Below are 26,014 nucleotides of genomic sequence, written 5' to 3'. Positions count from 1 at the left end.
GGAGCGGTACAAATGTCCAAAATCATTGCAATTAATGCCGGCAGTTCGTCACTAAAGTTCCAATTGTTCGAAATGCCCAGCGAAGAGGTCATCACTAAAGGGATCGTGGAAAGAATCGGATTGAAAGATTCCATTTTCACTATCTCTGTTAATGGCGAAAAGAACAAGGAAGTTACTGATATCCCGGATCATGAGGTAGCGGTAAAAATCCTTCTTGATAAACTAACGTCTTTAGGAATCATCCAGTCTCTTGATGAAATCGAAGGAATCGGCCACCGTGTTGTTCACGGCGGTGAAGAGTTCAATGATTCGATATTAATTACCGAAGAGGTTTTACAAAAAATCGAAGAGCTTTCAGAGCTTGCGCCACTGCACAATCCAGCTAACTTGACTGGTATTCGCGCATTCCAGCAGGTACTTCCGAATGTTCCGGCTGTTGCGGTGTTTGATACAGCTTTCCACCAGACAATGCCTGAGAACTCTTTCCTATACAGTCTTCCATACGACTACTATAAAAAGTATGGAATCCGAAAGTACGGCTTCCATGGTACTTCACACAAGTATGTTTCCCAGCGTGCAGCAGAAATGCTTGGGCGTCCGGTTGAGCACCTGCGCCTGATTTCCTGCCACCTTGGAAACGGTGCAAGTATCGCGGCTATCGAGGGCGGCAAGTCAATCGATACGTCAATGGGCTTCACTCCGCTTGCGGGTGTGACGATGGGGACTCGTTCGGGTAACATCGACCCTGCTTTGATTCCATATATCATGGAAAAAACAGATAAAACGGCTGATGAAGTATTGGATGTCCTTAATAAAGAGAGCGGTATGCTTGGTGTATCAGGATTCTCAAGTGACCTTCGCGACATCGAAGACGAAGCAGAAAAAGGAAATGACCGTGCTGAGCTTGCCTTGAAAGTTTTTGCGGACAGAATCCATAAATACATCGGTTCATATGCAGCACGCATGTGCGGTGTTGACGCAATTATCTTTACGGCAGGTATTGGTGAAAATAGTACAGCAATCCGTGCACGCGTCCTGCAGGGCCTTGAGTTCATGGGCATCTACTGGGATCCAGCTTTGAACAAAGTTCGCGGCGAAGAAGCTTTCATCAGCTACCCGCATTCTCCAGTAAAAGTAATGGTCATCCCGACAGATGAGGAAGTCATGATCGCTCGTGATGTCGTGCGTTTGGCTAAATAAATCACACTTTTTCAGGCAGAAGCGCAGATGCTTCTGCCTTTTTGTGTAGAGTGGAATTTTGGATTTAGTCAAGCTCCAGCGCTTGTCGGGGCTGACCAAGGCGCTTCTGCTTTTCTTGTGCTATACTGGAAGAAAATTCAGATATGCTGGAGGTTTTTCAATGCCTTTGACTCAACGGGAACAAAAGGTGCTGGATGAATTAAGTGCTTGGGAAAACAATCTCTACGATTATGAACCGAATGATTTTGAATTGGCGTATGATCGATATCTTGAACGGTCTTTTTCGCTTTTGCCAGAAGAGGTTCAGGAACGCTTTTTTACTTTGTTCGACGGCTGGCTTTTCCATCTTCACTCTCTAATTCAGGGTTCACAGCTGCAGATGGATGCCAAGGAACGCATTCTTTCTGCCGGGCGGGTTTTCCAGCCTGACCTTGAAACGATTGAGGATTTAAGGGAGCTGCCGATTGAACAGCTTGATTTCATTGCCAGGCAGCAAATTGCCCGCCACAGACTCTATTCTTTTGTCCAGGGCGGTATGTCGGGAAGCGGTGGAAACCTTGTACTAGGGGCAGATATGCCGGCGATGGCGGTCATAAATCTGCGAATTGTCCAGCTGGTTGCGATGACGTATGGATTCGAAGTGAATACTCCATTTGAAATGATGGTCGCTTTGAAGGTTTTCCATACGGCGACAATGCCTTCAAGGATGCAGAGCGCTGGCTGGGAAGAGTTGAAAAATGACCTCGAACAGGCAGAGGACTATTATTTCTATGAAGGCAATGATGACCTGACGGACGTAACTTGGCTGGAACAGCCAATCAAACAGATTTTCAAGGGAATGGCGATCCTGATGTTCCGCAAAAAGCATGTCCAGGGCATGCCGGTGATCAGCATGGCGATTGGAGCAGGGGCAAACTATCAATTGACGAGAAGGGTTACTGACTTCGCCCATAAATTTTACCAGATGAGATATTTCAAAGAAAAAGGAGCTCTATAGGGTTATGAGTACTCAGGAACACAAGCAAGCTGCACCGAGCCAGGTGCGCTGCAAAGTCATAACAGTAAGCGACACTAGAACGCCGGAAACAGATAAGAGCGGTAAATTGATGATGGAAATGCTCGAGGCCGCAGGTCATAAGATTGTTGATTACGTGATTGTCAAAGATGAGGCAGAACCGATTAAATCAGAAGTGCTGAAAGGCTGCAATAATACTGATGTGGATGTAGTGCTGACAAATGGAGGCACTGGGATTGCAAAACGTGACGTCACAATCGAGACAGTCCAAAGCGTCTTCGAAAAAGAAATACCCGGATTCGGTGAGATTTTCCGCATGCTCAGCTATACCGAGGATATCGGTTCGGCTGCCCTGCTATCGCGCGCAGCAGCCGGAGTAGTGAATGACCGTGCCGTCTTCTCAACACCAGGCTCAACAGGTGCTGTACGCCTGGCAATGGAAAAACTGATCATTCCCGAAATTGGACACGTAGTAAGAGAATTGACAAAGGATTTATAACTAATTGTGGATGGAATCTTAACAGATTTCATCTTTTTTTGTTTTTTAAAAGGAATTTGGGTAATTTGGTTGAATAACTGAATGGAGTTTCCAGAGAAAAGGAAAATGGTTTTTTGATCTGTTAGCAGCGGCTTCAATTCAGACAAGTTTGAGTGGGAAACGAGAAAAGCTGTCAAAAGAAGAGCCAACTTAAGACAGGTTTGACTCAAACACAAGAAAAGCTGTCAAAATAGCAAGGGGGAAGCATACAAGATGTTCGAGTATCGAGAAATTATTAGAGACGAAGAGTTATTGAACCAAGTTGCGGACTTATACCAACAAGTATGGGACCAAGAAGATAGTTCCATTAGGGATCGAGTGGTGAGGCATTCGGGTTATGAGGGCTATAGAGGCATTGTGGCAATTTCTGAGCAGGGGGTTGTGGCTGGTTATGCCTATGGTTACTTTTCTCAGCCAGGTCAGTATTATCATGGGCTGCTGACAAAAGCTTTTAACCAAGAAGAGTATCGAAATTGGCTAGAAGATTGTTTTGAATTCGTTGAGTTAGGGGTGCATCCAGCATTTAGGAATCAAGGATTAGCAAAGCAATTGGTAACCCGGCTGGTAGATGGTGCAGAACATAAAACAGCGGTTTTAACAACGCAACATAATAATGAATCTGCCCGAGGTCTATATGAATACCTGGGGTGGACTGTTTTAAATGATGCCTTTTATCCAAATGAAACAGGTGAAGCTTATGTCATTATGGGAAAAAAACTTACAAGGCAGCATACATGAAGTTTGTAATCACGGTTTGTTTTTGTAATGATTGGCAGCATCCTTAATTGGTTAAACCATAGGAAATCGAAAACAATATGTTGTGATTAACAGGGGCGTTATTTTAATAGCAGCCGTTTATTTCTTCAATAAAAATAAACACAAAAAATAGCCTGGAGCTGATCCAGGCTATTTTTTATGCAAATGAAAGTATTATCGATGTATTTTCTCAGCTGAAATGTCCTGCTGGGTGCGATACCAGAGCCAGAGGTCATTGATGATGGACGCAAGCTCGGAAATTTCGCTGTTCAATTCACAGGAGCGGATGAAGTCGCTTTCATCGGAAAGCTGAGCTTGCTTCAGGTTGATTGTTTTTTCGAGCTCTGCGATCCGGTCAGGTATGCTGCCGCGAATTTTTTCCCAATGGAGGAGAATTGCGTGCCGTGTATCAAGGTTGTAATCTTCCCAGTTACCTTGTAGGTCTGGCAGGGGAATGCCCAGTCGGCTGTTAAAAAGAAAAAATTGTTCCATTTCTGATGGTGCCCCCATTCCGGTAATCTTGCTTACATTCTACTATACTTTTAATCCTGCTTCCAGACCAGTCTGATTTATGAGCAGATGTACTGGATTAAAAAAAAACATATTTTATCTTGAAATGTGCCCAAAAACCTGTTAAGTTTATAAACATGAATAAAAATTTATATTTATGTATAAATATTCGACAAAAAGGAGTATGAAAAATGACTGAAAATAAAGTGGTGCTTGCTTATTCCGGCGGGCTTGATACATCTGTTGCGATCAAATGGCTGAAGGACCAGGGTTACGCTGTAATAGCTTGCTGTCTTGATGTTGGTGAGGGAAAGGATCTTCAGTTCATAAAAGAAAAAGCTTTGAAGGTCGGCGCGATCCAATCATACGTTTTGGATGTCAAAGAAGAATTCGCCAATGAATATGCACTTTTCGCCCTGCAGGCCCATGCATTATACGAAGGCAAATATCCGCTCGTATCAGCATTATCTCGTCCCTTAATTTCTAAGAAACTAGTAGAAGTAGCTGAAATGGAGGGTGCAACAGCTGTTGCGCATGGCTGCACTGGTAAAGGAAATGACCAGGTGCGATTTGAGGTTTCAATCAAAGCATTGAATCCAGATCTTAAGGTCATTGCTCCTGTCCGTGAGTGGAAATGGTCACGTGAGGAGGAAATTGCTTATGCAGCCAACAATGGCATCCCGATTCCAATCAATCTAGATAGCCCGTTCTCAATTGACCAGAACCTTTGGGGAAGAAGCAATGAATGCGGAATCTTAGAGGATCCTTGGCAGGCCCCACCAGTAGAGGCTTATGAATTGACAGCGGAACTTGAAGACACGCCGGATACACCGGATATCATCGAGATTGAATTTGTTGAGGGTGTTCCAACAGCTATTGATGGCAAAACTTATCCTCTTTCAGAATTGATTCTTGAGCTTAACAGTATTGCAGGAAAGCATGGTGTCGGAAGGATTGACCATGTGGAAAACCGTCTAGTCGGCATTAAGTCACGTGAAGTGTACGAAGCTCCTGCTGCGATCACCTTGATTAAGGCGCATAAGGAACTGGAGGATATCACACTTGTAAAAGAGGTAGCCCATTTCAAGCCGGTTATTGAGAAGAAGATGACAGAATTGATTTACGAAGGGCTCTGGTTTTCACCGCTTCAGGATGCCCTGGCAGCGTTCTTGAAATCAACACAGAAGCATGTGACGGGTACTGTCCGTGTCAAGCTTTTCAAGGGGCATGCAATCATTGAAGGCAGAAAATCTCCATATTCTCTATACAATGAAAAGCTGGCCACTTACACTGCAGACGATGAGTTCGACCATAATGCTGCCGTTGGATTCATTAACCTGTGGGGACTGCCAACAGTTGTTCACAGTATGGTCCAGGGCAAGAAGGTGACAGTGTGAAGAAATTATGGGGAGGCAGATTCACCGGCTCCGCTGAGGAATGGGTCGATGAATTCGGGGCATCGATCGGCTTTGACCAGGAACTGGCGAAGCAGGATATCGAAGGCAGTATCGCCCATGCAACTATGCTTGCGAAGTGCGGAATCATATCAGAAGCTGAAGCAGACAACATTATTCAAGGATTAAGGAAACTGGAGAAGCAAGCAAGTAATGGTGAGCTGAAATACTCAGCCAAACTTGAGGATATCCATTTGAATATTGAGCAACACCTGACAGAATTGATTGGTCCAACCGGCGGCAAGCTCCATACGGCAAGAAGCAGAAACGACCAGGTGGCAACGGATATGCATTTATATCTGAAGGAGCAGGTATCTGAAATCGTCGAGCTGATCTCTGAGTTCCAAAGAACCCTGGTACAACAGGCAGAACAAAATATTGAGACATTGATGCCCGGGTATACTCACTTGCAAAGGGCACAGCCGATCTCTTTTGCCCATCATCTGATGGCGTACTTTTGGATGCTTGATCGCGATAAACAGCGATTTGCGGATAGCATGAAAAGAATCAATCTGTCTCCGCTTGGGGCGGGGGCGCTTGCCGGAACTACTTTTCCGATAGACCGCCATATGACAGCAGAAATTCTGGGGTTTGAGGGCATTTATGAAAATAGCCTGGATGCTGTTAGCGATCGTGATTTTATTCTCGAGTTCCTCTCAGATAGCTCGATTTTAATGATGCATCTGTCACGATTGTGCGAAGAACTTATCCTCTGGTCGAGCGAGGAATTTCAGTTCATTGAGCTTTCAGATGCCTTTACCACAGGGAGCAGCATCATGCCGCAGAAGAAGAATCCGGATATGGCTGAACTGATCCGCGGTAAAACAGGCCGTGTCTATGGAAGCCTGATGGGACTCCTAACGGTATTGAAGGGCTTGCCGCTGGCGTACAACAAAGATATGCAGGAAGATAAAGAGGGCATGTTTGATACGGTTAAAACAGTGAAGGGCTCCCTTAAAATTTTCGCTGGCATGGTCAGTACGATGAAGGTGAAATCGGGGGAAATGGGAGAATCAGTCAAAAAAGATTTTTCAAATGCGACAGAGCTGGCTGATTATCTGGCGGCGAAAGGCGTACCTTTCCGTGAAGCACATGAAATCGTCGGCAAGCTGGTCCTTGAATGTATCCAAAAAGGCTGCTATCTTGCAGACCTGCCACTGGAAGCCTACAAATCCATGAACCCATTGTTCGAAGAAGATATTTTCGAGGCATTGAATCCTTATAATGCAGTGAAAAGACGAAACAGTGCTGGAGGCACAGGTTTTTCACAAGTGAAACTTCAGATTGAGAAAGCAAAAAAGTCATTATAATGGAAAAAAGCACGAAGTATCGTAATGAAGATACTTCGTGCTTTTTGTATGTCAGTCAGGTTAATTCTCTTTGTCAGTCCGGACAACCAGGACATCACATGATGCATAGCGGGTGATGTGCTCTGAAACACTTCCGATGAAGAAGCGTTCCACTGCGTTCATGCCTGTTGCTCCGCAAATAATCAGGTCGGCGTTGTATTTTTTTGCAACATCTTTCGCAATCTTGACCTTTGGTGATCCATAATCGATGTCATACTCTACATCTTTGATACCAGCTTCGAGTGCCTGCTGTTTGTAGCTTTCCATCAACTCTGTAGCAAACTGTGTCGCACGCTCTGAGATGGTGCGGTCATATGCCTCTACAGTAGCAAAGGTGCGTAAATCGATTATGTGGGTCATGACCAGACTCGCGTCGTTTCTTTTTGCGATTTCAATGGCTTTTTTAAAAGCCCATGCTGCTTGTTTAGAACCATCAACGGCAACTAAAATGTTCTTATAATAAAGTGCCATAGTTCTCGCCTCCTTTACCTATATTATACAACAGTTTCTTTGGTATAGCTGTGACAATCCAACGAAAACTATAGATGCAAGCATCATATTTAAGGAGGATTTCACATGGATAAAAAGGAACAGCGCGGCCAGTCATTTTACGATTACGATGATCAGGGTGTCATGCAGGTAAGTCAGCAAATCATGGATTCATACAACAGCGGAGTAGTCCCGCAGGAACAGATGAAAGCAGCAGCAGAAAACAACGAGGAACATAGATAAAAGCTTTATTTCCATAGTTACAGGCTTTCATAACGCTTGCTAACCTCTCTATTGAAAATTGAAAATAGTCTGGCTGAAAGGATAGGGTGGCTTGCTGAGAACCAACGCTCGGCAAGCCTTTTCATTTTCCATTACCACTTCCTCAAAAATTAAAAATATACAGAATAGTATATTTTAGGGAAATTTGTACGAATTGTTTTGCCAAAAGCATTTTTTTCTACTAAAATGAAAGTGTTTTCATCTTGCCTCAATATTTCTTTACTCATTGAAAAAATGATATAGTGGTGGCAAGGCTGAAATGGTAGGCAATTATTATATAGGAGGTATGCAATAATGCGTATCGGTGTACCTAAAGAGATAAAAAATAATGAAAATCGTGTGGCTATGACGCCTGCAGGAGTAGTTAACCTAGTAAATTTCGGGCACGAAGTTTTCATTGAGACTGGAGCTGGAATTGGCTCAAGTTTTACAGATGAAGATTATAAAGCTGCCGGTGCTCTGATCGTTGGAAGTGCAGAAGAAGCATGGGCACAGGATATGGTCATGAAGGTTAAAGAACCTCTTGCAGAAGAATACGGGCATTTCCGTGAAGGCTTAATTTTATTTACATATTTGCATCTTGCTCCAGAACCAGAACTGACTAAGGCATTGATCGAGAATAAGGTTGTCGGTATTGCCTATGAAACGGTACAGCTGGCTAACGGTTCGCTTCCATTGCTTACTCCTATGAGTGAGGTTGCTGGCCGTATGTCTACACAAATCGGTGCACAGTTCCTTGAAAAAGTTCACGGTGGAAAAGGAATCCTGCTTGGAGGAGTTCCAGGTGTACAAAGAGGGAAAGTAACAATCATCGGCGGCGGTGTAGCTGGAACAAACGCTGCTAAAATGGCTGTCGGCCTTGGTGCTCAGGTCACAATGATCGACTTGAACCCAGACCGTCTTCGTCAGCTGGATGATATCTTCGGTTCTGACATTACAACGCTAATGTCCAACCCTTTGAATATTGCTGAAGCAGTCAAAGCATCTGACCTAGTAATCGGTGCTGTATTGATTCCAGGTGCGAAGGCTCCTAAGCTTGTGACAGAGGAAATGATCCAGTCGATGAACCCAGGATCAGTCGTTGTCGATATCGCAATCGACCAGGGTGGAATCTTCGAGACAACAGACAGAATCACAACACATGATAACCCTACTTATGAAAAGCACGGCGTTGTTCACTACGCAGTTGCCAACATGCCGGGTGCAGTTCCTAGAACATCCACAATCGCCTTGACGAACGTGACAGTGCCATACGCTGTCCAGATTGCGAACAAAGGCTACAAGCAGGCTTGCCTGGACAACGAAGCATTGCTTAAGGGAATCAACACGCTCAATGGCTATGTGACTTACCAGGCAGTAGCAGAAGCGCATAACCTTGTATACTCTGAAACAAAAACATTATTAGAGCAAATTTGATTTTTCTTGATCCGGATGAAATATTCCGGATCTTTTATTTACTCTCTTTCCGTTATAGCAGCAGTGAAAACCAATGCTATTTAGCACAAAGCTGTTTAAAATCTTTCAATTTTAGCGTATATTATTTATGGGATATACGGGTTCTAGTTGCTAGAATGACCGTGTTAATTTGTTATTGAGGAGTGTCATGATGGAAAAAGTACTTGTTTTTGGACATAAAAATCCTGATACGGATACAATCTGCTCTGCCATTGCCTATGCTAACTTGAAGCAACAGCTTGGTGTCGATGCGGAAGCGGTACGTTTGGGCCAGGTTAATGGTGAAACTCAGTATGCTCTTGATTACTTCAAAGCTGAAGCACCACGCCTTGCAGGAAGAGTTTCGGAAGAAGTGGACAAGGTAATCCTTGTTGACCACAATGAACGCCAGCAGAGCGCTGATGATATTACAGATGTTCAAATCGTTGAGGTTATCGACCACCACCGTGTGGCGAATTTCGAAACGAGTGATCCACTATATTTCCGTGTTGAGCCAGTAGGCTGCACAGCTACAATCCTAAATAAGATGTACAAAGAAAACAATGTGGAAATCGAAAAGAATATCGCTGGACTAATGTTATCAGCGATCATCTCTGATTCATTATTGTTCAAGTCCCCGACTTGCACAGACCAGGACGTTGCAGCTGCACGTGAATTGGCTGAAATCGCAGGAGTGGATGCTGAGGAATACGGTCTTGAAATGCTGAAGGCTGGTGCGGATCTTAGCAGCAAAACAATCGAAGGGCTTATTTCCCTTGACGCCAAGGAATTCCAGATGGGAGAATCTAAGGTTGAAATCGCACAGGTAAACACAGTGGATGTCAATGATGTTCTTTTGCGCAAGGTAGAGCTTGAAGAAGCTTTGATCAATAAGATAACTGAAAAGAACCTGGATCTGTTCTTGTTGGTCATCACTGATATATTGACGAATGATTCTGCAGCGCTTGCAATTGGTAAAAAGGCAGCAGCTGTTGAGGAAGCATTCAATGTAACTCTTGAAGATAATACTGCGACACTAAAGGGCGTTGTTTCCCGCAAGAAGCAGGTCGTTCCAGTATTGACAAACGTAATTGCGAAGTAAATTATGATAGAAAAACCGTCCTGGCCGATTAAACTGGCAGGACGGTTTTTTTTGGTTATGCGAATTTTTCTGTTCTGGCAGATGCTTTCTTTAGCTTTAATGTAATATAAGCAAAATAAACAAAAGCAGCAATTGAGAAGTAAACCCAGGCAGTGGCAACCTGGTCTGTTTTCCATAAGCCAGTCATCGACAGCAGTGCCGGGAATGTCAATGTCAGCCAAGACTGGACCATCGCTACTTTTCCTATATATGCATCTATTTTCTTGTTCAATCCCATTGATAAGAAGAACAGGAACCAGAGGTAGGCCCACATCAACCATGTAAGCGCGTTGACAATGTCATTAAAATGAATATAGGCAATCGCAGCATAAATGATGGCGAGGACGGCAACCCAGAGGGAATACCAGCCAAGGCCGGTGCCATCAAGGTTGTTCCACAAGGTCAATCCGACATATAAATAAGTAAAACCAAATAGAAAGATGCTTGCCAGACTGTAGACCGTCCAATTATTCTGGTCTGATACGGCAATCAAGTAAAAGGGCACAATTACTTGTAATGCCCCGATGAATAAATTGAATACTGCTACACTTTTAGCGTTAGCCTTTCCTAAAAGCATCAAGCTGTTCAGGAAGAGTGCTGCGCCTGATAGTAATAAACCTGCGTCTCCCATGATGTATGCCGCCCAATAATTGGGGCAGCTCTTTCCTCCTTAAACGTTCAAATAAGAAAGAGCAACTCTTTAGGAGTTGCCCCTTGTTAACTTAAAATAATCAATTTATACCATTTTCTTGGACATATCAACCTTATCCATATCCTTGGATGTAAAATATCCGGGAAGGATTTCGCTGATTGTCGTTTCCTTTACATCGCCATTCAGATTGGCAAGGTAAATTTTCGTTTCGTCAGTTGCGAACTCTGCAATTACCTGGCGGCAGGCACCGCAAGGAGAAACAGGACCTTCGGTGTCAGCGACTACTGCAATCGCCTTGATCTCTGTGTCACCTTCAGAGACTGCCTTGAAGATGGCTGTTCTTTCGGCACAGTTTGTCAATCCATAAGATGCGTTTTCGATATTGCAGCCCAGGAATACATTATCGTTACTTGTTATGATTGCTGCGCCAACCTGAAATTTAGAATATGGAACGTATGCTGTGCTTCTTGCTTCAATTGCTTTTTCAACAAGCGTGTTTCTATCCATCGTCCATTCCCCATTCCCTTTTGGTTTTTGTTAATCTTAGTATGAAGAGTCTGAAGTCAGGCCATTAACGATTGCCACGCCAGAGCTTGCGCCGATTCTTGTTGCGCCAGCTTCGATCATGTTCTGTGCATCTTCAAGACTTCTGACTCCGCCGGAAGCTTTAACCCCAACATCAGGGCCAACAGTTTTTCTCATTAGAGCGATATCTTCTACAGTCGCTCCGCCTGTTGAGAAACCAGTTGAAGTCTTGACGAAATCTGCGCCTGCTTTGACAGAAAGCTTGCATGCGATTTCTTTTTCCTCGTCGTTAAGAAGGCAAGTTTCGATGATGACCTTTGTCAGTGCTTTCCCTTTTGCAGCGTCAACTACTGCTTTGATATCCTTTTCAACCAAATCGTATTGCTTGTCTTTCAAAGCACCGATATTGATGACCATATCGACTTCAGTCGCGCCGTTTTCGATTGCATTCTTTGTTTCGAATGCTTTTGTTTCTGAAGTTGTAGCACCCAGAGGGAAGCCGATTACTGTGCAAACTTTTACTTCTTCAGCATCCTTAAGAATTTCAGCAGCCTTCTGTACCCATGTCGGGTTAACGCAAACAGAAGCAAATTTATATTCTTTTGCTTCCTCAGCCAGCTTTACAATCTCCGCTTCGGTTGCATTTGCTTTAAGTAATGTGTGGTCAATCATTCTTGCTAAATCGTTTGTCATTAAGTTCAAACCCTTTCTGTAAAAAAATAGTTGAAACGCTTTCATCTAAATGAAAAATATATAGCCCAAATTTATTATGTGTCACTTACATGAATAATATATCAGGTAGGTGAACATATGTAAATAACCTCGTGAACATATGTAAAAATAAAAAATGGAAATACATGAATTTGTCATATTTCCTCTCAAAATTTTCTTTTGACTTTGAAAGGGGATTTCATTATAGTTGCTATATAAAAATAAATAAATCATCCTGCATTCGCGGGAGAGGTTCATAGCGGACACCCTCTATAAAAAACTATGGCTTTGAAAAATTTCAACCATATCCCAGAGGATATGGTTTTTTATTTGATAAGCAGAGTTCCTGGGCCTCAAAAGCGTTTGCAGATCAAATAGGAGGCTTTAAAATGGCTGGAAGAAAAGATGAAGAAATGAAAGATTTGACACTGCTAGGCAATCAGGGAACAAAATACTTGTTTGAGTACTCACCTGAAATCCTTGAAACGTTTGAAAATAAGCACCCATATCGGGATTACTTTGTAAAATTCAATACCCCGGAATTCACGAGCCTTTGCCCGATCACAGGCCAGCCTGATTTTGCTTCGATTTACATCAGCTACATTCCTGATAAATTAATGGTCGAAAGCAAAGCGCTGAAATTATATTTATTCAGCTTCAGGAACCATGGTGATTTTCACGAAGATTGCATGAACATCATCATGAATGACCTGATCAAGCTGATGGATCCAAGGTATATTGAGGTTTGGGGCAAATTCACGCCAAGAGGCGGCATCTCGATCGATCCGTATACTAACTACGGCAAGCCTGGAACGAAGTATGAAGAAATGGCAAACTACCGGATGATGAACCACGATATGTATCCGGAAAAAGTGGATAATCGCTAAATAGGGAAGAGCAGCTGCTTGTGCTGCTCTTTTTTTACTGGAAAAAAACGCGGATATTTTCCAACTCGCTATAAAAAGTCGAAACTCGCTATAAAAAGGTGAAAGTCGCTATAAAAGATAAAAACTCGCTATATAAAAGTGAAACTCGCTATAATAAAAAAATTTCGTACATATAAAAATGAAAGTCGCCTATAGAAAAAGATATTTTCGCAGAAAGGCGCTATAAAAAAGAATATTTCCGCTAAAATCACCAAAACAAACCGCCTGGATTTGTGACCTCAGGCGGTTTTTGGTTTATTTTACGATACAACGACCAATTCTTTAGGGAATTTCGTTAAAATTTCGATTCCATCCTCGGTGATGACGACATCATCTTCAATTCTTACGCCTGCAACGCCAGGTACATAAATCCCAGGCTCAGCGGTGAACACCATTCCTTTTTCCATTTTTAAAGGATTCGTGCTGGTCAATGATGGATATTCGTGGACGCTTACTCCGAGTCCGTGCCCAAGGCGGTGAGGGAAGTAGTCGCCGTATCCAGCTTCTTCAATCACACGGCGTGCAGCAAGGTCAACCTCCGAGCATGCAACACCAGCTCCTGCAGTATCCAGGGCTTTCAGCTGTGCTTTTAAAACGGTGTTATAAATTTCTTCCTGCTGTTTGTTGATCTCACCGTAAGCAACGGTCCTTGTGATATCAGAACAATAGCCATCCATCACAACACCAAGGTCAAACAAGACGAGGTCACCTTTCTTGATCTTTGTCAGGCCAGGCGTCCCGTGCGGAGCTGCGGCATTTTTACCAGTAAGGACCATCGTTGAAAACGACATTTCTGTTACGCCTTTTTTCTTCAATTCATATTCAATCGCTGCAAGGACATCTAGCTCGGTTTTGCCTTCCTGGATTTCATTTACCCCTGTCTGGATGGCAAAGTCGGCCAGCTCACATGCAACTCTCAATTTCTGCAATTCTTCTTCTGATTTGATCATTCGCATCAGGCGCAGTTTTTCTTCTGCAGAAACGAATTCGGAGCCGCCAAACAGGCCAGCCATTTTTTCATAACGCTCCACATTCAATTGTTCCTTCTCAATCGCAGTTTTCTTAATAGAAGGAACGCGCTTTTTAATCGCATTATGAGCAAGCTCCATTGAATCATCCGTATCACTGTAGCCGATGATTTCAAGCTCCCATCCGGCGTTTTTCGCATTTTCCTTATCCATTGCCGGGCAAATCATGAAAGGCTCGGCATCCTGGAATACCGCTACAGCCAGCAGTCTTTCGTGAGGGTCGCTTAAAAATCCGCTTAGGTAAAATACATTGTCAGGAGATGTAACAAAAGTGACATCGACACCATTGTCCTTCATCCATCCTGATAACGCAGCCAATCTTTCCGTCATAGAAATTCCTCCTCTGATATGTACATCACACTATGAGAGTAGCAATTCACAGGTGAAAAGTAAAACTTTTAACGAAAGAGGTTGTTGGGTAAAAAGAAATTGGTAGAAGGAGATAGACAGTGCGTGTTGAAATAATTTTAGTGAAAGGGCTTTTTGTGCTAAGGCTGCAGGTTGCCGCTGGTTTGATGCAACAGCCTTTGCCAAAAAGCCTAGAATGAAAGGAGCGATAATATGAAAGTATCTTATCACGGACATTCGGTTGTTAAAATCGAATCAAATGGGAAAACAATCTTGATTGATCCATTCATTACAGGCAACGACCTGACCGATCTGAAGGTGGAAAATGTGAAGCCGGACGTCATCATCCTCACCCATGCCCATCGCGACCATCTTGGCGATACGGTCGAGCTGGCGAAAAAGCATGATGCGCTAGTAATCGCCAATTTCGAAGTGGCTACATATTTAAGCTGGAAGGGCTTGAACACCCACGGCATGTCAATTGGCGGAGCTTATGAATTTGATTTTGGTAAGGTCAAAATGACACCGGCCTTCCATGGAACAGGCATGGTCACAGAAAACAATGAAATCCTTTATGGCGGCATGCCTGCTGGAATTCTGTTCATGGCAGAAGGAAAGACAGTGTTCCATGCAGGTGATACGGGGCTGTTTTCAGACATGAAGCTGATTGGAGAGAGACATCCAATTGACCTGGCATTCCTGCCGATCGGCGACAATTTTACAATGGGGCCGGAAGATGCGGCATTGGCAGCGGAATTCCTGAACGCGAAGCAAGTGGTGCCGATTCACTTCAACACATTCCCGCCAATCAAGCAGGATCCGCATGCTTTTGTAAAAATGCTTAAGAAAAATAAAGGCACTGTTCTCGAAGCAGGAGAGTCAATTGATTTATAGAAGTTACGAGCTGCACAAAAAGTTGTGCAGCTTTTTCTTTTTGACATGCTAATTTTGGCTCTGGAAGCATAGATATAAACCAAGACAACCTGTAGGAGGGGGAAAATGAAGAAGAACCGTTACTTGCTCTACTTGCTTTTGTGCGGCATGATGCTTTACATAGGAATGCCGGAGCTCAACTTCCAGATGGGAGGAAAAGAGGCTTTATTTGCCGGTTCATGGCTGTTCCTGGCTCTGCTGGTCTTCGCGGGAAATCTGGCAGCCTTTTTATACACGCCGAAAAAACGTTCTAGTGCAGGCAGCAAGAAGATGGAAAACAGCTTAAAAAGAAAATCGCGCGTTTACACTGGCTGAGTGGATCAGCCAGTTTTTATTTTTATAGGATGTGTATGCTAAATGTTGTTTTTACATCCTGTTGATTGTAGTGGAAGGCGCGTAGACTCCTGCGGGATCAGCAAGTCATGGGGAGACCCCGCAGGCGCATAAAGCGCCGAGGAGGCTCCCCGACTGCAAGGAAGAATTGGTTTTTGAAAAATCCGGCCTTTGGGATTTTTCATTATTCTTCCCCGCGGAAAGCGAAGCGCCTGGAACGAAAATCAACAGCCTGATTTATAAGCGCATTTTAAGAAGCAAATTCCTCGATTCCTAATTAAATTGAATCCAACCCTTATAAACCTTATAATAATAATGGATAGAACTACTTTGTACGGAAAATTATTAAAAAGGGTGAAAGTCTTGGCAACTAAGCATGAACAAATACTTCAATATATAGATGAATTGCCAATAGGAGAAAAGATATCGGTACGCCAAATCGCCAAGGCGCTGAACGTAAGCGAAGGAACTGCATATAGAGCCATTAAGGATGCTGAAAATAAAGGGTATGTCAGCACGATTGAGCGTGTCGGCACCATCCGGATTGAACGGAAAAAGAAAGAAAACATAGAGAAGCTTACCTTTGCGGAGGTCGTCAATATCGTAGATGGACAAGTACTGGGCGGACGTGCCGGGCTTCATAAAACATTGAACAAATTCGTCATCGGGGCGATGAAGCTTGAAGCGATGATGCGCTACACTGGAGCGGGCAACTTGCTGATCGTCGGGAACCGCGACAAAGCGCATGAGCAGGCATTGCGGGCAGGAGCAGCTGTTTTAGTGACCGGTGGTTTTGATACTGAAGACCATGTGAAGAAATTGGCCGATGAATTGCAGCTGCCAATCATCTCCAGCAGCTATGATACTTTTACAGTAGCGACGATGATTAACCGTGCGATTTACGATCAGTTGATCAAAAAGGAAATTATCCTTGTTGAGGATATTCTTACACCGGTTACTGATACGATTTTCCTTAAGGCCAATGACCGTGTGTCAGATTGGTATCGACACAAGGATGAATCCCTGCACAGCCGTTTTCCGGTTGTGGACCAGAATATGAAAGTAATCGGGATGATCACATCGAAGGACGTTATGGGGCATGAACAGGATACATTGATTGAGAAAATCATGACAAAACAACCGATGACCGTAAGCGGTTCGACGAGTGTAGCCTCATCTGCTCACATGATGGTGTGGGAGGGCATTGAAGTTCTGCCAGTTGTGGACGATGCCAACAGGATTCAGGGCATTGTTAGCAGACAGGATGTGTTGAAGGCTCTGCAGATGATCCAGCGACAGCCGCAGGTAGGGGAGACGCTTGATGATACGGTTACGAACCAGCTGGTTTTGGCAAAAGGTAAAACAAAGGATGAAGACATTTTCCGCTGCCAGGTAACTCCGCAGATGACGAACCACCTTGGGACGATTTCATATGGTGTGTTTACAACAATCGTCACAGAAGCCGCGAACCGTGTGCTGCGGGGGTATAAAAAAGGTGACCTGGTTGTCGAGAATATGACGATCTATTTTATCAAGCCGGTACAGATTGACAGTGTCATAGAGATTTACCCGAAGGTTCTAGAGGTGGGAAGAAAGTTCGGTAAGGTCGATATTGAAGCCTTCAATGACGGCGTTCTCGTCGGTAAGGCAATGATGATGTGCCAGCTGATCGACAGACATTAATGTATGTGAAAATGCTGATCGATCGGCATTAATAGATGTAAAAAGCCGATCCATAACCGGATCGGCTTTGTTGTTTCTTAGGAAATTATAAAATTATTTAGTTGTGGATAACTTCATGCAGTTTTCTTAATCCAGCTCCAGCGCCTAGCCCCTCGAGTCGCTTCGTTCCGCCCAATGAAGTCAAAGAAGGACTTCACCGGTCGGCCCTCCAGCGCTTGTCGGGGCTGAACAAGGCGCTTGCGCTTTTTGTTGTGCTCTAATTTTCCTGGGCTTCCTTGGCAGCGTGTGGAAGGTAGAACTTGTATGCTTTCATTCCGCCCCAGACGCTCAATGAACCAATGACAATGAAAATAGCACCCACGATGTATGTGACAGCAGTCTGGAAAAGGAACAATTGATTGATTCCGAATAAGGCGACGAACAAACCCAGGGCAATGCTCGATTTGGCAGAAAGCCAGCTGCGCTCCGCAGGCCTTTTGCTGCGGACATATTTAATCTTGTAAAAGATATAGAAGACAAATGAAAGAACGATCAATAAAACGAGAATAGGCATTGCAATTCCTCCAAATTCATAATCTACTCTATTTTACAGCTTATCCATGGAGATTGCCAAGCAAAGGTTAAGACTGGGATAGAATGCCGGTAACTTGCCAGATGAGGTTTCTGCTTTTCTTTTCCAAAAAATATGTTCATAATTAAGATATGAAAAAGATGGAGGAGCATTTTTATGAAAGAGCAAATACTTGAGGCTATTGAAAATTATGAAACGATCATTATCCATCGTCATGTAAGGCCGGACCCTGATGCGTACGGTTCGCAGGGAGGGCTGGCTGAAATCCTGAAGACTTCCTATCCTGAAAAGAATATTTACACTGTCGGCACAGAGGAGCCATCGCTTAATTACTTGAGAAGGCTTGACTCTATCTCGGACGATACTTTTAAAGGCGCGCTTGTCATTGTCTGTGATACAGCGAATGCCGAGCGGATTTGTGATGAGCGTTACCGTTTAGGTGAGCAGCTTGTCAAGATTGACCATCATCCGAATGAAGATCCGTACGGTGATCTTCAATGGGTGGATACTTCAGCAAGCTCTACGAGTGAAATGATTTATGAGTTTTACCTTACCTTCAAGGACCAGGGCCTGAAGATGTCAGATGAGGCAGCCAAACTGCTGTATGCCGGAATCGTTGGCGACACTGGCCGGTTCCTTTATCCGAGCACTACAAACAAAACTTTTGCTTACGCAGGAGAACTGATCCACTATAACTTCTCGCGTACAGAGCTTTATGACAAAATGTATGAGCTGGCGCCAAATGTGGTGAAGTTGAATGGTTACATTCTCCAGAACTTTGAACTGCTGGAAAATGGTGCGGCCAAGGTAGTGATGAAACGTGAGCTGCTTGATCAATATTCAGTCAAGCCATCTGAAGCATCATTGCTTGTAAGTGAGCTGGGCAATGTTAGAGGCATCAAGGCATGGGTATTCTTCATTGAGGAAGAAGATCAAATCAGGGTTCGCCTGCGTTCCAAAGGGCCTGTTATTAATTCAATCGCCAGAAATTACAATGGCGGGGGCCATCCGCTGGCTGCAGGTGCATCCATTTATTCATGGGACGATGTTGAACGGGTTCTTGCAGACTTAATCAAAGCATGTGAGGAATAGAGAACAACAAAAAAAGGTGCGTTTCAATACTGAAGCGCACCTTACTTATGAACATCATCTGTTATTAAAATAAACCTTTAAAGCATCCCTTATTTCCGAATTCAATCCATCGGTATGGATCTTGTAGTGGTCACCGTCAAGGGAAGCTGTAAAATCAGTGATTCCCTGCTGCTTTAAGAAGTCATCGATGTCTGAAAGATGTTCACCTTGATTTTTAAGGCTTTTTTGACCGACAAAATCATCATTCACATATATATCATACTGGTCCTCATTCAATTTTACCTGGTTTTCACCATTAGCGTTGTTCATGGCGTACGCCGGGAAAACACCTCCGGCAACACCACTGCCGCTGTTTCCAGCTCCATTGTTAAAACTCATATGAATCCCTCCTGTCCATTCCTTCGCATATGCTTATATTTCCCGTTTTTATCAGGAGTCACACAAACTGAAGGGAACTGGAGATAATTCCCTTTATTTTCTGGCGGGAATTTGACAGCTACTGCTTAGAACTCCTTAAAGGTAAGCCGGAATCGTGACAGGTTTTATGCGAAAGGCTCTAAAGCTGTCATAATTAAGCTGGAATCGTGTCAGGGTATGCGTGGCAAGCTTAAAAGCTGTCAGGAAAACGTGATTATTGTGACAGGTTTCAGGGTTCAAAGCTCAAAGCTGTCAAGAAAACGTAATTATTGTGACAGGTTTCAGGGTTCAAAGCTCAAAGCTGTCAAGAAAACGTGATTATTGTGACAGGTTTCAGGGTTCAAGGCCCAAAGCTGTCAAGAAAACGCAGTTATTGTGACAGGTTTCAGGATTCAAAGCCCGAAGCTGTCAAGAAAACGCAGTTATTGTGACAGGTTTTAGGGTTCAAAGCTCAAAGCTGTCAAGAAAACGTGATTATTGTGACAGGTTTCAGGGTTCAAGGCCCAAAGCTGTCAAGAAAACGTGATTATTGTGACAGGTTTCAGGGTTCAAGGCTCAAAGCTGTCAAGAAAACGTGATTATTGTGACAGGTTTCAGGATTCAAAGCCCAAAGCTGTCAAGAAAACGCAGTTATTGTGACAGGTTTCAGGGTTCAAAGCCTAAAGCTGTCAAGAAAAATCCGGGATTGTGACAGCTATCATGCAAAACGCTCCTAAGCTGTCAAAAGCAACTGTAATCGTAAGATTTTCCCTTGTTTTGACCCAAACCAGGCACGAAAACTGGCTCCCCGATCAATCCAAACTAATCTCCACCTGGATGCTCACCGAAGTATAGATGACCATCGATTTGATTTTCAGCTTATAACGTTTGTCATTCACCTTGATGGATTTGTTCTCAATGACCTTGGTGATCAAATCCCTGCTTTTAAAAACCGAATCTAGATCCTTGGCAAGCAGCATGTTCAACTGCCCTTTGGTTTCCTCCTCGATCTCGTAGATGCTTAGGGTATCAAGCTGCTTATATTTTTTATCATTGACGATTTTCACTTTGATCTCCTGGACAGTCAAATTCTCTTGATTCTTTTTGTTTAGCTCTTCGTAATCTTCCATCCAGATCTGGATATCGCTTTTCAGGTCGGCTATTTCATCCTTCTGCTGCTCAATTTTTTTTGCCTGTTTTTCCATCCAAACACCATTAATGTATAAAAATAATACCCAGCTCAGGAGAGCGCCTATGGCCATACCAGAAAAAAATCTCTGCCACTCAGGCCTGCGGTAATATGGCGGAATCCTCATTTCAAACATGCTCCTGCGTCAGCCAGTTGATTAGCAGTGCTCCTGTCTGTGCACCGCCCATGGCTGTGAGGATCAAAAGGAATTGCTTGAAAATATCTTTCGTTTCACCGTTTAAAAGCCCGCGTTCAAAGCTGTAGACAGTATCAAAGGTACCGCCGATCGCAGCGATGATGGCCCATATCCGGATGGAACTTGAGAAGCGCGCAATTTCCGTCATTAAAGGCTGTCCTGTCAAAAAAGCGGCCAATCCGCCAATCAGCGAGCCGCCAAGCAAAACACCGAGCGCGATAAAATAAGCTTCGAACAGATGGGAAGCAAATGGCTGATTCAAATAAAACACCCTCAGTTAATGGTAGATTTTTTCCTCGTAATTCATCATATGGACAATCTGCAATCAATATGTTTAAACTTCCTTGAACAAATGAGAACATATTTTCTTTTTTTGCCTGAAAAGCCTATAATGAAAGAAGATGAACCTAACCTTTAAGGGTGTGAGAGAAATGCCATTTATTCACCTTCATGTCTATAGTGCATACAGCCTGCTCACGAGTACGGCGACAGTAGAGCAGCTAGTCCGCGATGCCAGGGCAAAAGGATTTTCCGCACTCGCACTGACGGATCGCAATGTAATGTATGGAACAGTCGCATTTTACAAAGAATGCCTGAAGAACTCGATCAAACCTTTGCTGGGCCTGACGGTTGACGTTGTCAGCCAGACTTTGGAACATGAGTCTTTTCCGCTTGTGCTGCTTGCGAAAAACAACGAAGGGTTCCAGAACCTGATCAAGATTTCAAGTGCTGTACAGACAAAATCTCCTGAGGGAATACCGGTGAAATGGCTGAAGCATTACGCTTCTGGACTAATTGCACTCACTCCGGGGACCCAGGGAGAAATCGAGTATTATTTAGCAAATGGTGAAAAAGAGAAAGCGCTAAAGACGCTGGATTTATATAAGCAGATATTCGGCAAGGATCATTTTTACCTAGCCTTACAAAACCAGGGCCTCCCGGGACAAGGGGAGCTGGTTGAACAGCTGGCAAGGATAGGTAAGGAGACCAACACCCCACTGGCTGCTTCCAACCAGGTGCATTATCTGGAAAAAGAGGATTCTTTTGCCCAGGAATGCCTGCTGGCGATCAGAAATGGCGAGAAGCTCCAGGATGATACCCGTGAAAAGCTGGGCAGCAGTGAATTTTACCTAAAGCCGGCAAAAGAAATGGGCGAGCTGTTTTCGGAGTATCCAGAAGCATTGGAAAATACCCTGAAAATAGCAGATTACTGCAATGTCATGCTTGATTTTGAAACAAGGCATCTGCCAAAGTACCCGGCAGAACCGGGGGAAAATGCTGATGGGATGCTCGAAGAATTATGTTTTAAGGGACTTGAAGAGCGATATGGAAATCCGTCCCAACAACACAAAGACAGGCTGACATATGAGTTGTCAGTCATTAAGAAAATGAATTTCAGCGATTACTTCCTGATCGTCTGGGATTTCATAAAATACTCGCGGGAAAGAGGAATCCTCATCGGACCGGGACGTGGATCCGCGGCTGGTTCAATCGTTTCATATGTATTGTACATAACGGATGCCGACCCAATTGAACATAATCTTCTCTTTGAAAGGTTCCTGAATCCAGAACGTATTTCAATGCCAGATATCGATATCGACTTCCCTGATAACCGCAGGGACGAGGTTATTGAATATGTCGCGTCAAAATACGGGGAGCTTCATGTAGCACAGATTGCAACTTTTGGAACACTTGCTGCAAAAGCAGCGGTAAGGGATGTTGGCCGCGTATTCGGCTTGAACGCGAAGGAGCTCGATCGTCTGTCTCGGCTTGTGCCATCAAGGCTTGGCATTACCCTGAAAGATGCAGTCGAGGAGTCTGCCGGGTTAAGGAGTTTTATCGAAGAATCGTCCAAGAATAAAAGAATCCTTGAAACGGCAATGAAACTCGAAGGTTTGCCTAGGCATACGTCCACACATGCTGCGGGTGTTGTGATCAGCGAACAGCCGCTTACAAATGTCGTGCCGATCCAATCCGGGCAGTCGAAAGTGTTCCTTACTCAATATTCAATGGATCACCTTGAAGAATTAGGCTTGTTGAAGATGGACTTCCTGGGCCTGAGGAACCTGACCTTAATAGATTCGATCCTTCAGTCCATCAAGCAAAAAACAAGGCGCGAGCTGGACATTCACGATATCCCGGCTGAAGATAAGCTAACCTTCGAGATGCTTGGAAGGGGTGAAACGACAGGTATCTTCCAGCTGGAATCTGAAGGGATGAGAAAGGTACTGACAAGGCTGGAACCAACGAGGTTTGAAGATATTGTCGCGGTCAATGCCCTTTATCGTCCAGGTCCGATGGAAAATATCCCATTGTTCATCGACCGCAAACATGGAAGGCAGCCTATAGACTATTACCATAAGGACCTCGAACCCATTCTCCGGGAAACATACGGGGTCATCGTTTATCAGGAGCAAATTATGCAGATTGCTTCAAAGCTGGCTGGATTTTCTCTGGGAGAAGCGGATTTGCTGAGGAGAGCAGTTTCAAAGAAGAAGAAGGAAGTTCTTGCCCAGGAACGTGAACATTTTGTGAATGGTTCTTTAAAGAAAGGATATGACTCGCAAACAGCGAATCTTATCTATGATTTGATCGTCCGATTTGCTAACTATGGCTTTAACCGAAGCCATGCGGTTGCATATAGCATGATTGCCTACCAGCTGGCGTACCTCAAAGCTCATTATCCGCTTTATTTTATGGCGGCGCTGCTGACGTCGGCAATCGGCAATGATGTTAAAATCGCACAATATGCAAGAGAGCTGCAGCAAATGGGGATCAAACTTCTTCCTCCTTCGATCAACAAGAGTGCCTTCAGCTTCCAGCCAGAAGGGGATGCAGTTCGCTACAGCCTCGCCGGAATAAAAGGAGTAGGAATCGCCTCACTGAAGGAAATATTCCAGGCTAGACGAAACCAGCCTTTTAAGGACATATTCGATTTTTGCATTCGTTTGCCCCAAAAGGCTGCTACAAGAAAAGTGCTCGAAGCACTGATTTATTCAGGCGCATTCGATGAATTTGGCCAGGACCGCGCCGTCCTTTTAGCAACGGTTGATGTTGCGATTGAACATGCACAGCTAGTAGCTCCTGATGACTCCGGCCAGATTGATATGTTCGCAGAAGCGGAGTTCTCCCTGAAGCCAAAGTATACCGAGGTCGACCCGATGCGAGTTGAGGACAAGCTTAGTCTGGAAAAAGATGTGCTTGGAGTTTATTTATCAAAGCATCCTGCTTCCATTTATGAAAAGGAATTCAACGCAGCCGGCGTCAAAAAGATAGCCTCAAAACCTCCTGGTAGCAAAGTCAGGCTTGGCGTCTATATCACTGAGGATAAGAAAATCCGGACGAAAAAAGGCGAAGCAATGGCTTTCCTTACCATTAGTGATGCTAGCGGGGAAACAGATGCTGTTGTATTCCCGGCTGTCTATAAGCAATATGGAAATGTTTTAGGCCAGGGGAAAATGGCGCTGCTGGAAGGCAAGTTCGATGAACGGGAAGGGAAGAGCCAATTTATCGTCAACCAGGTCCTTGAGCTTGATAGGGAAGCAAAAAAAGAGCCAGTTTTATATTTGCGGATTGCTAAAGGGTCGGACAGTGCCAAAAAGATGAAAGAACTCAAAGCTTTATTGAAAAAACATCCAGGTGCTGTGCAGGTAATAGTGTATAACGAAGAAACCGAAAAATCGCTGCTGCTGCCTGGTGAGTTCAGCGTGAACACAGAACGAGGAAGTATGGAAGATCTAAAGAAGGTATTGGGTGACAATAATGTTGTACTGAAAAATTAGTTCTTTACAAGTATAATAGATGTGTTATATTGGAAAAAGGATATGTGTGGTCAGACCACTGAAGACTTTTTTTTATAACCAGGTATTTTATTATTGTCGTTTTGGCGAAAATATTGCTCTTCTCTGGTTCATAGCTGAATGGAGTACGGCAAAAGCCAAATTTTGACGAAGAAAGCCTATAACTAAGGAGTGGACCTGAGTTGACTTTACGTGAAGAAGCTTTGCACATGCACCGTGTAAACAAAGGGAAATTAGAGTCAAAATCAAAAGTGCCTGTAAAGAATGCAAGGGACTTAAGCCTTGCTTATTCGCCAGGGGTGGCGGAGCCTTGCAAGGAAATATATGATAAGCCGGAAACTGTTTTTGATTATACAATGAAGGGCAATATGGTAGCCGTTGTTTCTGATGGCACAGCCGTATTGGGCCTGGGGAATATCGGTCCTGAAGCCGCACTTCCAGTAATGGAAGGAAAAGCTGTTCTTTTTAAGAGCTTTGCCGGAGTCGATGCCTTTCCTATTTGTTTGAATACAACAGATGTTGATAAGATTGTTGAGACTGTAAAGCTGCTTGAGCCGACTTTTGGCGGAGTCAACCTGGAAGACATCGCTGCTCCAAACTGTTTCGCTATAGAAGAACGCTTGAAAAAAGAAACGAATATTCCGGTATTCCATGATGATCAGCACGGAACTGCGATTGTCACCGTGGCTGGTCTCGTAAATGCCTTGAAAATTGTCGGCAAAAAAATGAATGAAATTAAAGTGGTCGCGAACGGAGCAGGAGCTGCTGGAATTGCGATCATTAAGCTTCTCTATTCTTACGGAGTCCGGGACATCATCATGTGCGATACAAAGGGTGCGATTTATGAAGGCCGCCCTAACGGCATGAATGCGATCAAGGACGAAGTGGCTAAGTTCACGAACCGTGACAATGTTGAAGGATCACTCGCGGATGCCATCAAAGGAGCAGATGTATTTATCGGAGTTTCTGTCGCTGGGGCACTGACTTCTGAAATGGTCCAGACAATGAATAATGATCCTGTTATTTTTGCTATGGCAAATCCAGTGCCGGAAATCATGCCTGATGAAGCCAAGGCAGCTGGAGCAGCAGTCATAGGTACAGGCCGATCCGACTTCCCTAACCAGGTGAATAATGTTCTTGCATTCCCGGGAATCTTCCGCGGAGCATTGGATGCCAGGGCTACCCATATTAATGAAAAGATGAAGGTAGCAGCAGTTAATGCGATCGCCAGCCTGATTGAGGAATCCGAGCTTTCAAGTGATTACGTCATTCCAGGCCCGTTTGACCCGCGTGTGGCACCTGCTGTTGCGGCGGCTGTTGCGAATGCGGCGATGGAAACCGGCGTCGCACGAATTAAAGTGGATCCGGAAGAAGTCAAAGAGCGCACCATGCGTCTTGCATTAATTGGAAAAGGTGAGTGATCTCTTAGTGGCACAGCCTGAAAAAAGCACAAAGGTATATGT

The 26,014-nt window shown here is 44.1% G+C and carries 26 protein-coding genes; 16 read left to right on the top strand and 10 right to left on the bottom strand.

What is annotated here, in order from left to right:
- Positions 1–12 precede the first annotated feature (12 nt).
- The 4 genes from J7I80_RS17140 to J7I80_RS17125 all read left to right on the top strand — a co-directional run bounded on the left by J7I80_RS17140 (position 13) and on the right by J7I80_RS17125 (position 3,491).
- Positions 13–1,200 carry an acetate kinase gene (locus J7I80_RS17140; RefSeq protein ID WP_214739765.1) on the top strand — a complete coding sequence of 396 codons (1,188 nt, stop codon included), beginning with the start codon at positions 13–15 and terminating at the stop codon, positions 1,198–1,200.
- Positions 1,201–1,360: 160 nt separating this feature from the next.
- Positions 1,361–2,197 (top strand): EcsC family protein, encoded by an 837-nt coding sequence (locus tag J7I80_RS17135; RefSeq protein WP_214739763.1) that lies wholly within the window; start codon positions 1,361–1,363, stop codon positions 2,195–2,197.
- Positions 2,198–2,201: 4 nt separating this feature from the next.
- Positions 2,202–2,714 carry a MogA/MoaB family molybdenum cofactor biosynthesis protein gene (locus tag J7I80_RS17130; RefSeq protein WP_214739761.1) on the top strand — a complete coding sequence of 171 codons (513 nt, stop codon included), beginning with the start codon at positions 2,202–2,204 and terminating at the stop codon, positions 2,712–2,714.
- Between the two features lie 252 nt (positions 2,715–2,966).
- On the top strand, positions 2,967–3,491 hold the full coding sequence (locus tag J7I80_RS17125; RefSeq protein WP_214739759.1) for a GNAT family N-acetyltransferase: 525 nt from the start codon (positions 2,967–2,969) through the stop codon (positions 3,489–3,491).
- A gap of 192 nt (positions 3,492–3,683) precedes the next feature.
- Here J7I80_RS17125 and J7I80_RS17120 read toward each other — a convergent pair whose 3' ends face one another.
- Positions 3,684–4,001 (bottom strand): hypothetical protein, encoded by a 318-nt coding sequence (locus J7I80_RS17120; RefSeq protein ID WP_214739757.1) that lies wholly within the window; start codon positions 3,999–4,001, stop codon positions 3,684–3,686.
- Between the two features lie 209 nt (positions 4,002–4,210).
- On the opposite strand from J7I80_RS17120, the gene J7I80_RS17115 reads away from it, so the two are divergent.
- Together J7I80_RS17115 and argH are read left to right on the top strand one after the other, a co-directional pair.
- The gene (locus tag J7I80_RS17115) at positions 4,211–5,416 is read left to right on the top strand and encodes an argininosuccinate synthase (protein WP_214739755.1); all 1,206 of its coding nucleotides are present in this window, start codon (positions 4,211–4,213) and stop codon (positions 5,414–5,416) included.
- Positions 5,413–6,783: an argininosuccinate lyase gene (gene argH, locus J7I80_RS17110; RefSeq protein ID WP_214739753.1), complete on the top strand. Its 1,371-nt coding sequence runs from the start codon at positions 5,413–5,415 to the stop codon at positions 6,781–6,783. The genes J7I80_RS17115 and argH overlap by 4 nt, the downstream gene beginning before the upstream one ends.
- Before the next feature lie 60 nt (positions 6,784–6,843).
- Here the strand turns inward: argH and J7I80_RS17105 are convergent, their stop codons facing one another.
- On the bottom strand, positions 6,844–7,293 hold the full coding sequence (locus J7I80_RS17105; protein WP_213369080.1) for a universal stress protein: 450 nt from the start codon (positions 7,291–7,293) through the stop codon (positions 6,844–6,846).
- Positions 7,294–7,398: 105 nt separating this feature from the next.
- On the opposite strand from J7I80_RS17105, the gene J7I80_RS17100 reads away from it, so the two are divergent.
- The 3 genes from J7I80_RS17100 (at position 7,399) to J7I80_RS17090 (ending at position 10,129) form a co-directional block, all read left to right on the top strand.
- On the top strand, positions 7,399–7,554 hold the full coding sequence (locus J7I80_RS17100; RefSeq protein ID WP_214739750.1) for a hypothetical protein: 156 nt from the start codon (positions 7,399–7,401) through the stop codon (positions 7,552–7,554).
- A 333-nt stretch (positions 7,555–7,887) separates the two neighbouring features.
- Positions 7,888–9,009 carry an alanine dehydrogenase gene (ald, locus tag J7I80_RS17095; RefSeq protein WP_214739748.1) on the top strand — a complete coding sequence of 374 codons (1,122 nt, stop codon included), beginning with the start codon at positions 7,888–7,890 and terminating at the stop codon, positions 9,007–9,009.
- Positions 9,010–9,199: 190 nt separating this feature from the next.
- Positions 9,200–10,129 (top strand): manganese-dependent inorganic pyrophosphatase, encoded by a 930-nt coding sequence (locus J7I80_RS17090; RefSeq protein ID WP_214739746.1) that lies wholly within the window; start codon positions 9,200–9,202, stop codon positions 10,127–10,129.
- Between the two features lie 55 nt (positions 10,130–10,184).
- Here the strand turns inward: J7I80_RS17090 and J7I80_RS17085 are convergent, their stop codons facing one another.
- From J7I80_RS17085 to deoC, 3 genes are all read right to left on the bottom strand, one after another.
- Positions 10,185–10,799 (bottom strand): AmiS/UreI family transporter, encoded by a 615-nt coding sequence (locus J7I80_RS17085; protein WP_214739744.1) that lies wholly within the window; start codon positions 10,797–10,799, stop codon positions 10,185–10,187.
- 105 nt (positions 10,800–10,904) lie between these two features.
- Entirely contained in the window at positions 10,905–11,327 is a 423-nt protein-coding gene (locus J7I80_RS17080; protein ID WP_214739741.1) for a cytidine deaminase, read from the bottom strand.
- Positions 11,328–11,363: 36 nt separating this feature from the next.
- A complete protein-coding gene (gene deoC / locus J7I80_RS17075; RefSeq protein WP_214739739.1) occupies positions 11,364–12,038 on the bottom strand; it encodes a deoxyribose-phosphate aldolase in 675 nt (224 codons plus the stop codon).
- A 407-nt stretch (positions 12,039–12,445) separates the two neighbouring features.
- On the opposite strand from deoC, the gene queF reads away from it, so the two are divergent.
- Complete coding sequence (queF, locus tag J7I80_RS17070; protein ID WP_167832694.1) at positions 12,446–12,943, top strand: preQ(1) synthase; 498 nt, start codon at positions 12,446–12,448, stop codon at positions 12,941–12,943.
- A 299-nt stretch (positions 12,944–13,242) separates the two neighbouring features.
- Here the strand turns inward: queF and J7I80_RS17065 are convergent, their stop codons facing one another.
- The gene (locus J7I80_RS17065) at positions 13,243–14,340 is read right to left on the bottom strand and encodes a M24 family metallopeptidase (RefSeq protein ID WP_214739737.1); all 1,098 of its coding nucleotides are present in this window, start codon (positions 14,338–14,340) and stop codon (positions 13,243–13,245) included.
- 231 nt (positions 14,341–14,571) lie between these two features.
- Here J7I80_RS17065 and J7I80_RS17060 point away from each other — a divergent pair, with 231 nt between their 5' ends.
- The 3 genes from J7I80_RS17060 to J7I80_RS17050 all read left to right on the top strand — a co-directional run bounded on the left by J7I80_RS17060 (position 14,572) and on the right by J7I80_RS17050 (position 17,307).
- Positions 14,572–15,252, top strand: a complete 681-nt coding sequence (locus J7I80_RS17060; protein WP_214739735.1) for a metal-dependent hydrolase — start codon at positions 14,572–14,574, stop codon at positions 15,250–15,252.
- Positions 15,253–15,357: 105 nt separating this feature from the next.
- A complete protein-coding gene (locus J7I80_RS17055; protein ID WP_214739733.1) occupies positions 15,358–15,606 on the top strand; it encodes a hypothetical protein in 249 nt (82 codons plus the stop codon).
- Positions 15,607–15,987: 381 nt separating this feature from the next.
- Complete coding sequence (locus J7I80_RS17050) at positions 15,988–17,307, top strand: CBS domain-containing protein (RefSeq protein WP_214739731.1); 1,320 nt, start codon at positions 15,988–15,990, stop codon at positions 17,305–17,307.
- A gap of 256 nt (positions 17,308–17,563) precedes the next feature.
- On the opposite strand, the gene J7I80_RS17045 is transcribed toward J7I80_RS17050, so the two are convergent.
- Positions 17,564–17,860, bottom strand: a complete 297-nt coding sequence (locus tag J7I80_RS17045; protein WP_214739729.1) for a YtpI family protein — start codon at positions 17,858–17,860, stop codon at positions 17,564–17,566.
- 174 nt (positions 17,861–18,034) lie between these two features.
- Here J7I80_RS17045 and J7I80_RS17040 point away from each other — a divergent pair, with 174 nt between their 5' ends.
- Positions 18,035–18,970, top strand: coding sequence for a DHH family phosphoesterase (locus J7I80_RS17040; protein ID WP_214739727.1), 936 nt, complete (start codon positions 18,035–18,037; stop codon positions 18,968–18,970).
- Positions 18,971–19,024: 54 nt separating this feature from the next.
- On the opposite strand, the gene J7I80_RS17035 is transcribed toward J7I80_RS17040, so the two are convergent.
- From J7I80_RS17035 to ytrH, 3 genes are all read right to left on the bottom strand, one after another.
- Positions 19,025–19,348 (bottom strand): hypothetical protein, encoded by a 324-nt coding sequence (locus J7I80_RS17035; protein ID WP_214739725.1) that lies wholly within the window; start codon positions 19,346–19,348, stop codon positions 19,025–19,027.
- 830 nt (positions 19,349–20,178) lie between these two features.
- Positions 20,179–20,682 (bottom strand): sporulation membrane protein YtrI, encoded by a 504-nt coding sequence (gene ytrI / locus J7I80_RS17030; protein ID WP_214739723.1) that lies wholly within the window; start codon positions 20,680–20,682, stop codon positions 20,179–20,181.
- A gap of 1 nt (position 20,683) precedes the next feature.
- Positions 20,684–21,013: a sporulation membrane protein YtrH gene (gene ytrH / locus J7I80_RS17025; RefSeq protein WP_031308334.1), complete on the bottom strand. Its 330-nt coding sequence runs from the start codon at positions 21,011–21,013 to the stop codon at positions 20,684–20,686.
- A 169-nt stretch (positions 21,014–21,182) separates the two neighbouring features.
- On the opposite strand from ytrH, the gene dnaE reads away from it, so the two are divergent.
- Positions 21,183–24,533 carry a DNA polymerase III subunit alpha gene (dnaE, locus tag J7I80_RS17020; protein ID WP_214739721.1) on the top strand — a complete coding sequence of 1,117 codons (3,351 nt, stop codon included), beginning with the start codon at positions 21,183–21,185 and terminating at the stop codon, positions 24,531–24,533.
- 200 nt (positions 24,534–24,733) lie between these two features.
- Positions 24,734–25,972, top strand: a complete 1,239-nt coding sequence (gene ystJ, locus J7I80_RS17015) for an NADP-dependent malic enzyme (protein WP_214739719.1) — start codon at positions 24,734–24,736, stop codon at positions 25,970–25,972.
- Positions 25,973–26,014 lie beyond the last annotated feature (42 nt).

It is taken from the genome of Bacillus sp. ISL-41 (genome assembly GCF_018613235.1).
Classification (GTDB): Bacteria; Bacillota; Bacilli; order Bacillales; family Cytobacillaceae; genus Mesobacillus.
This window is presented reverse-complemented; position numbering and strand designations above follow the sequence as displayed.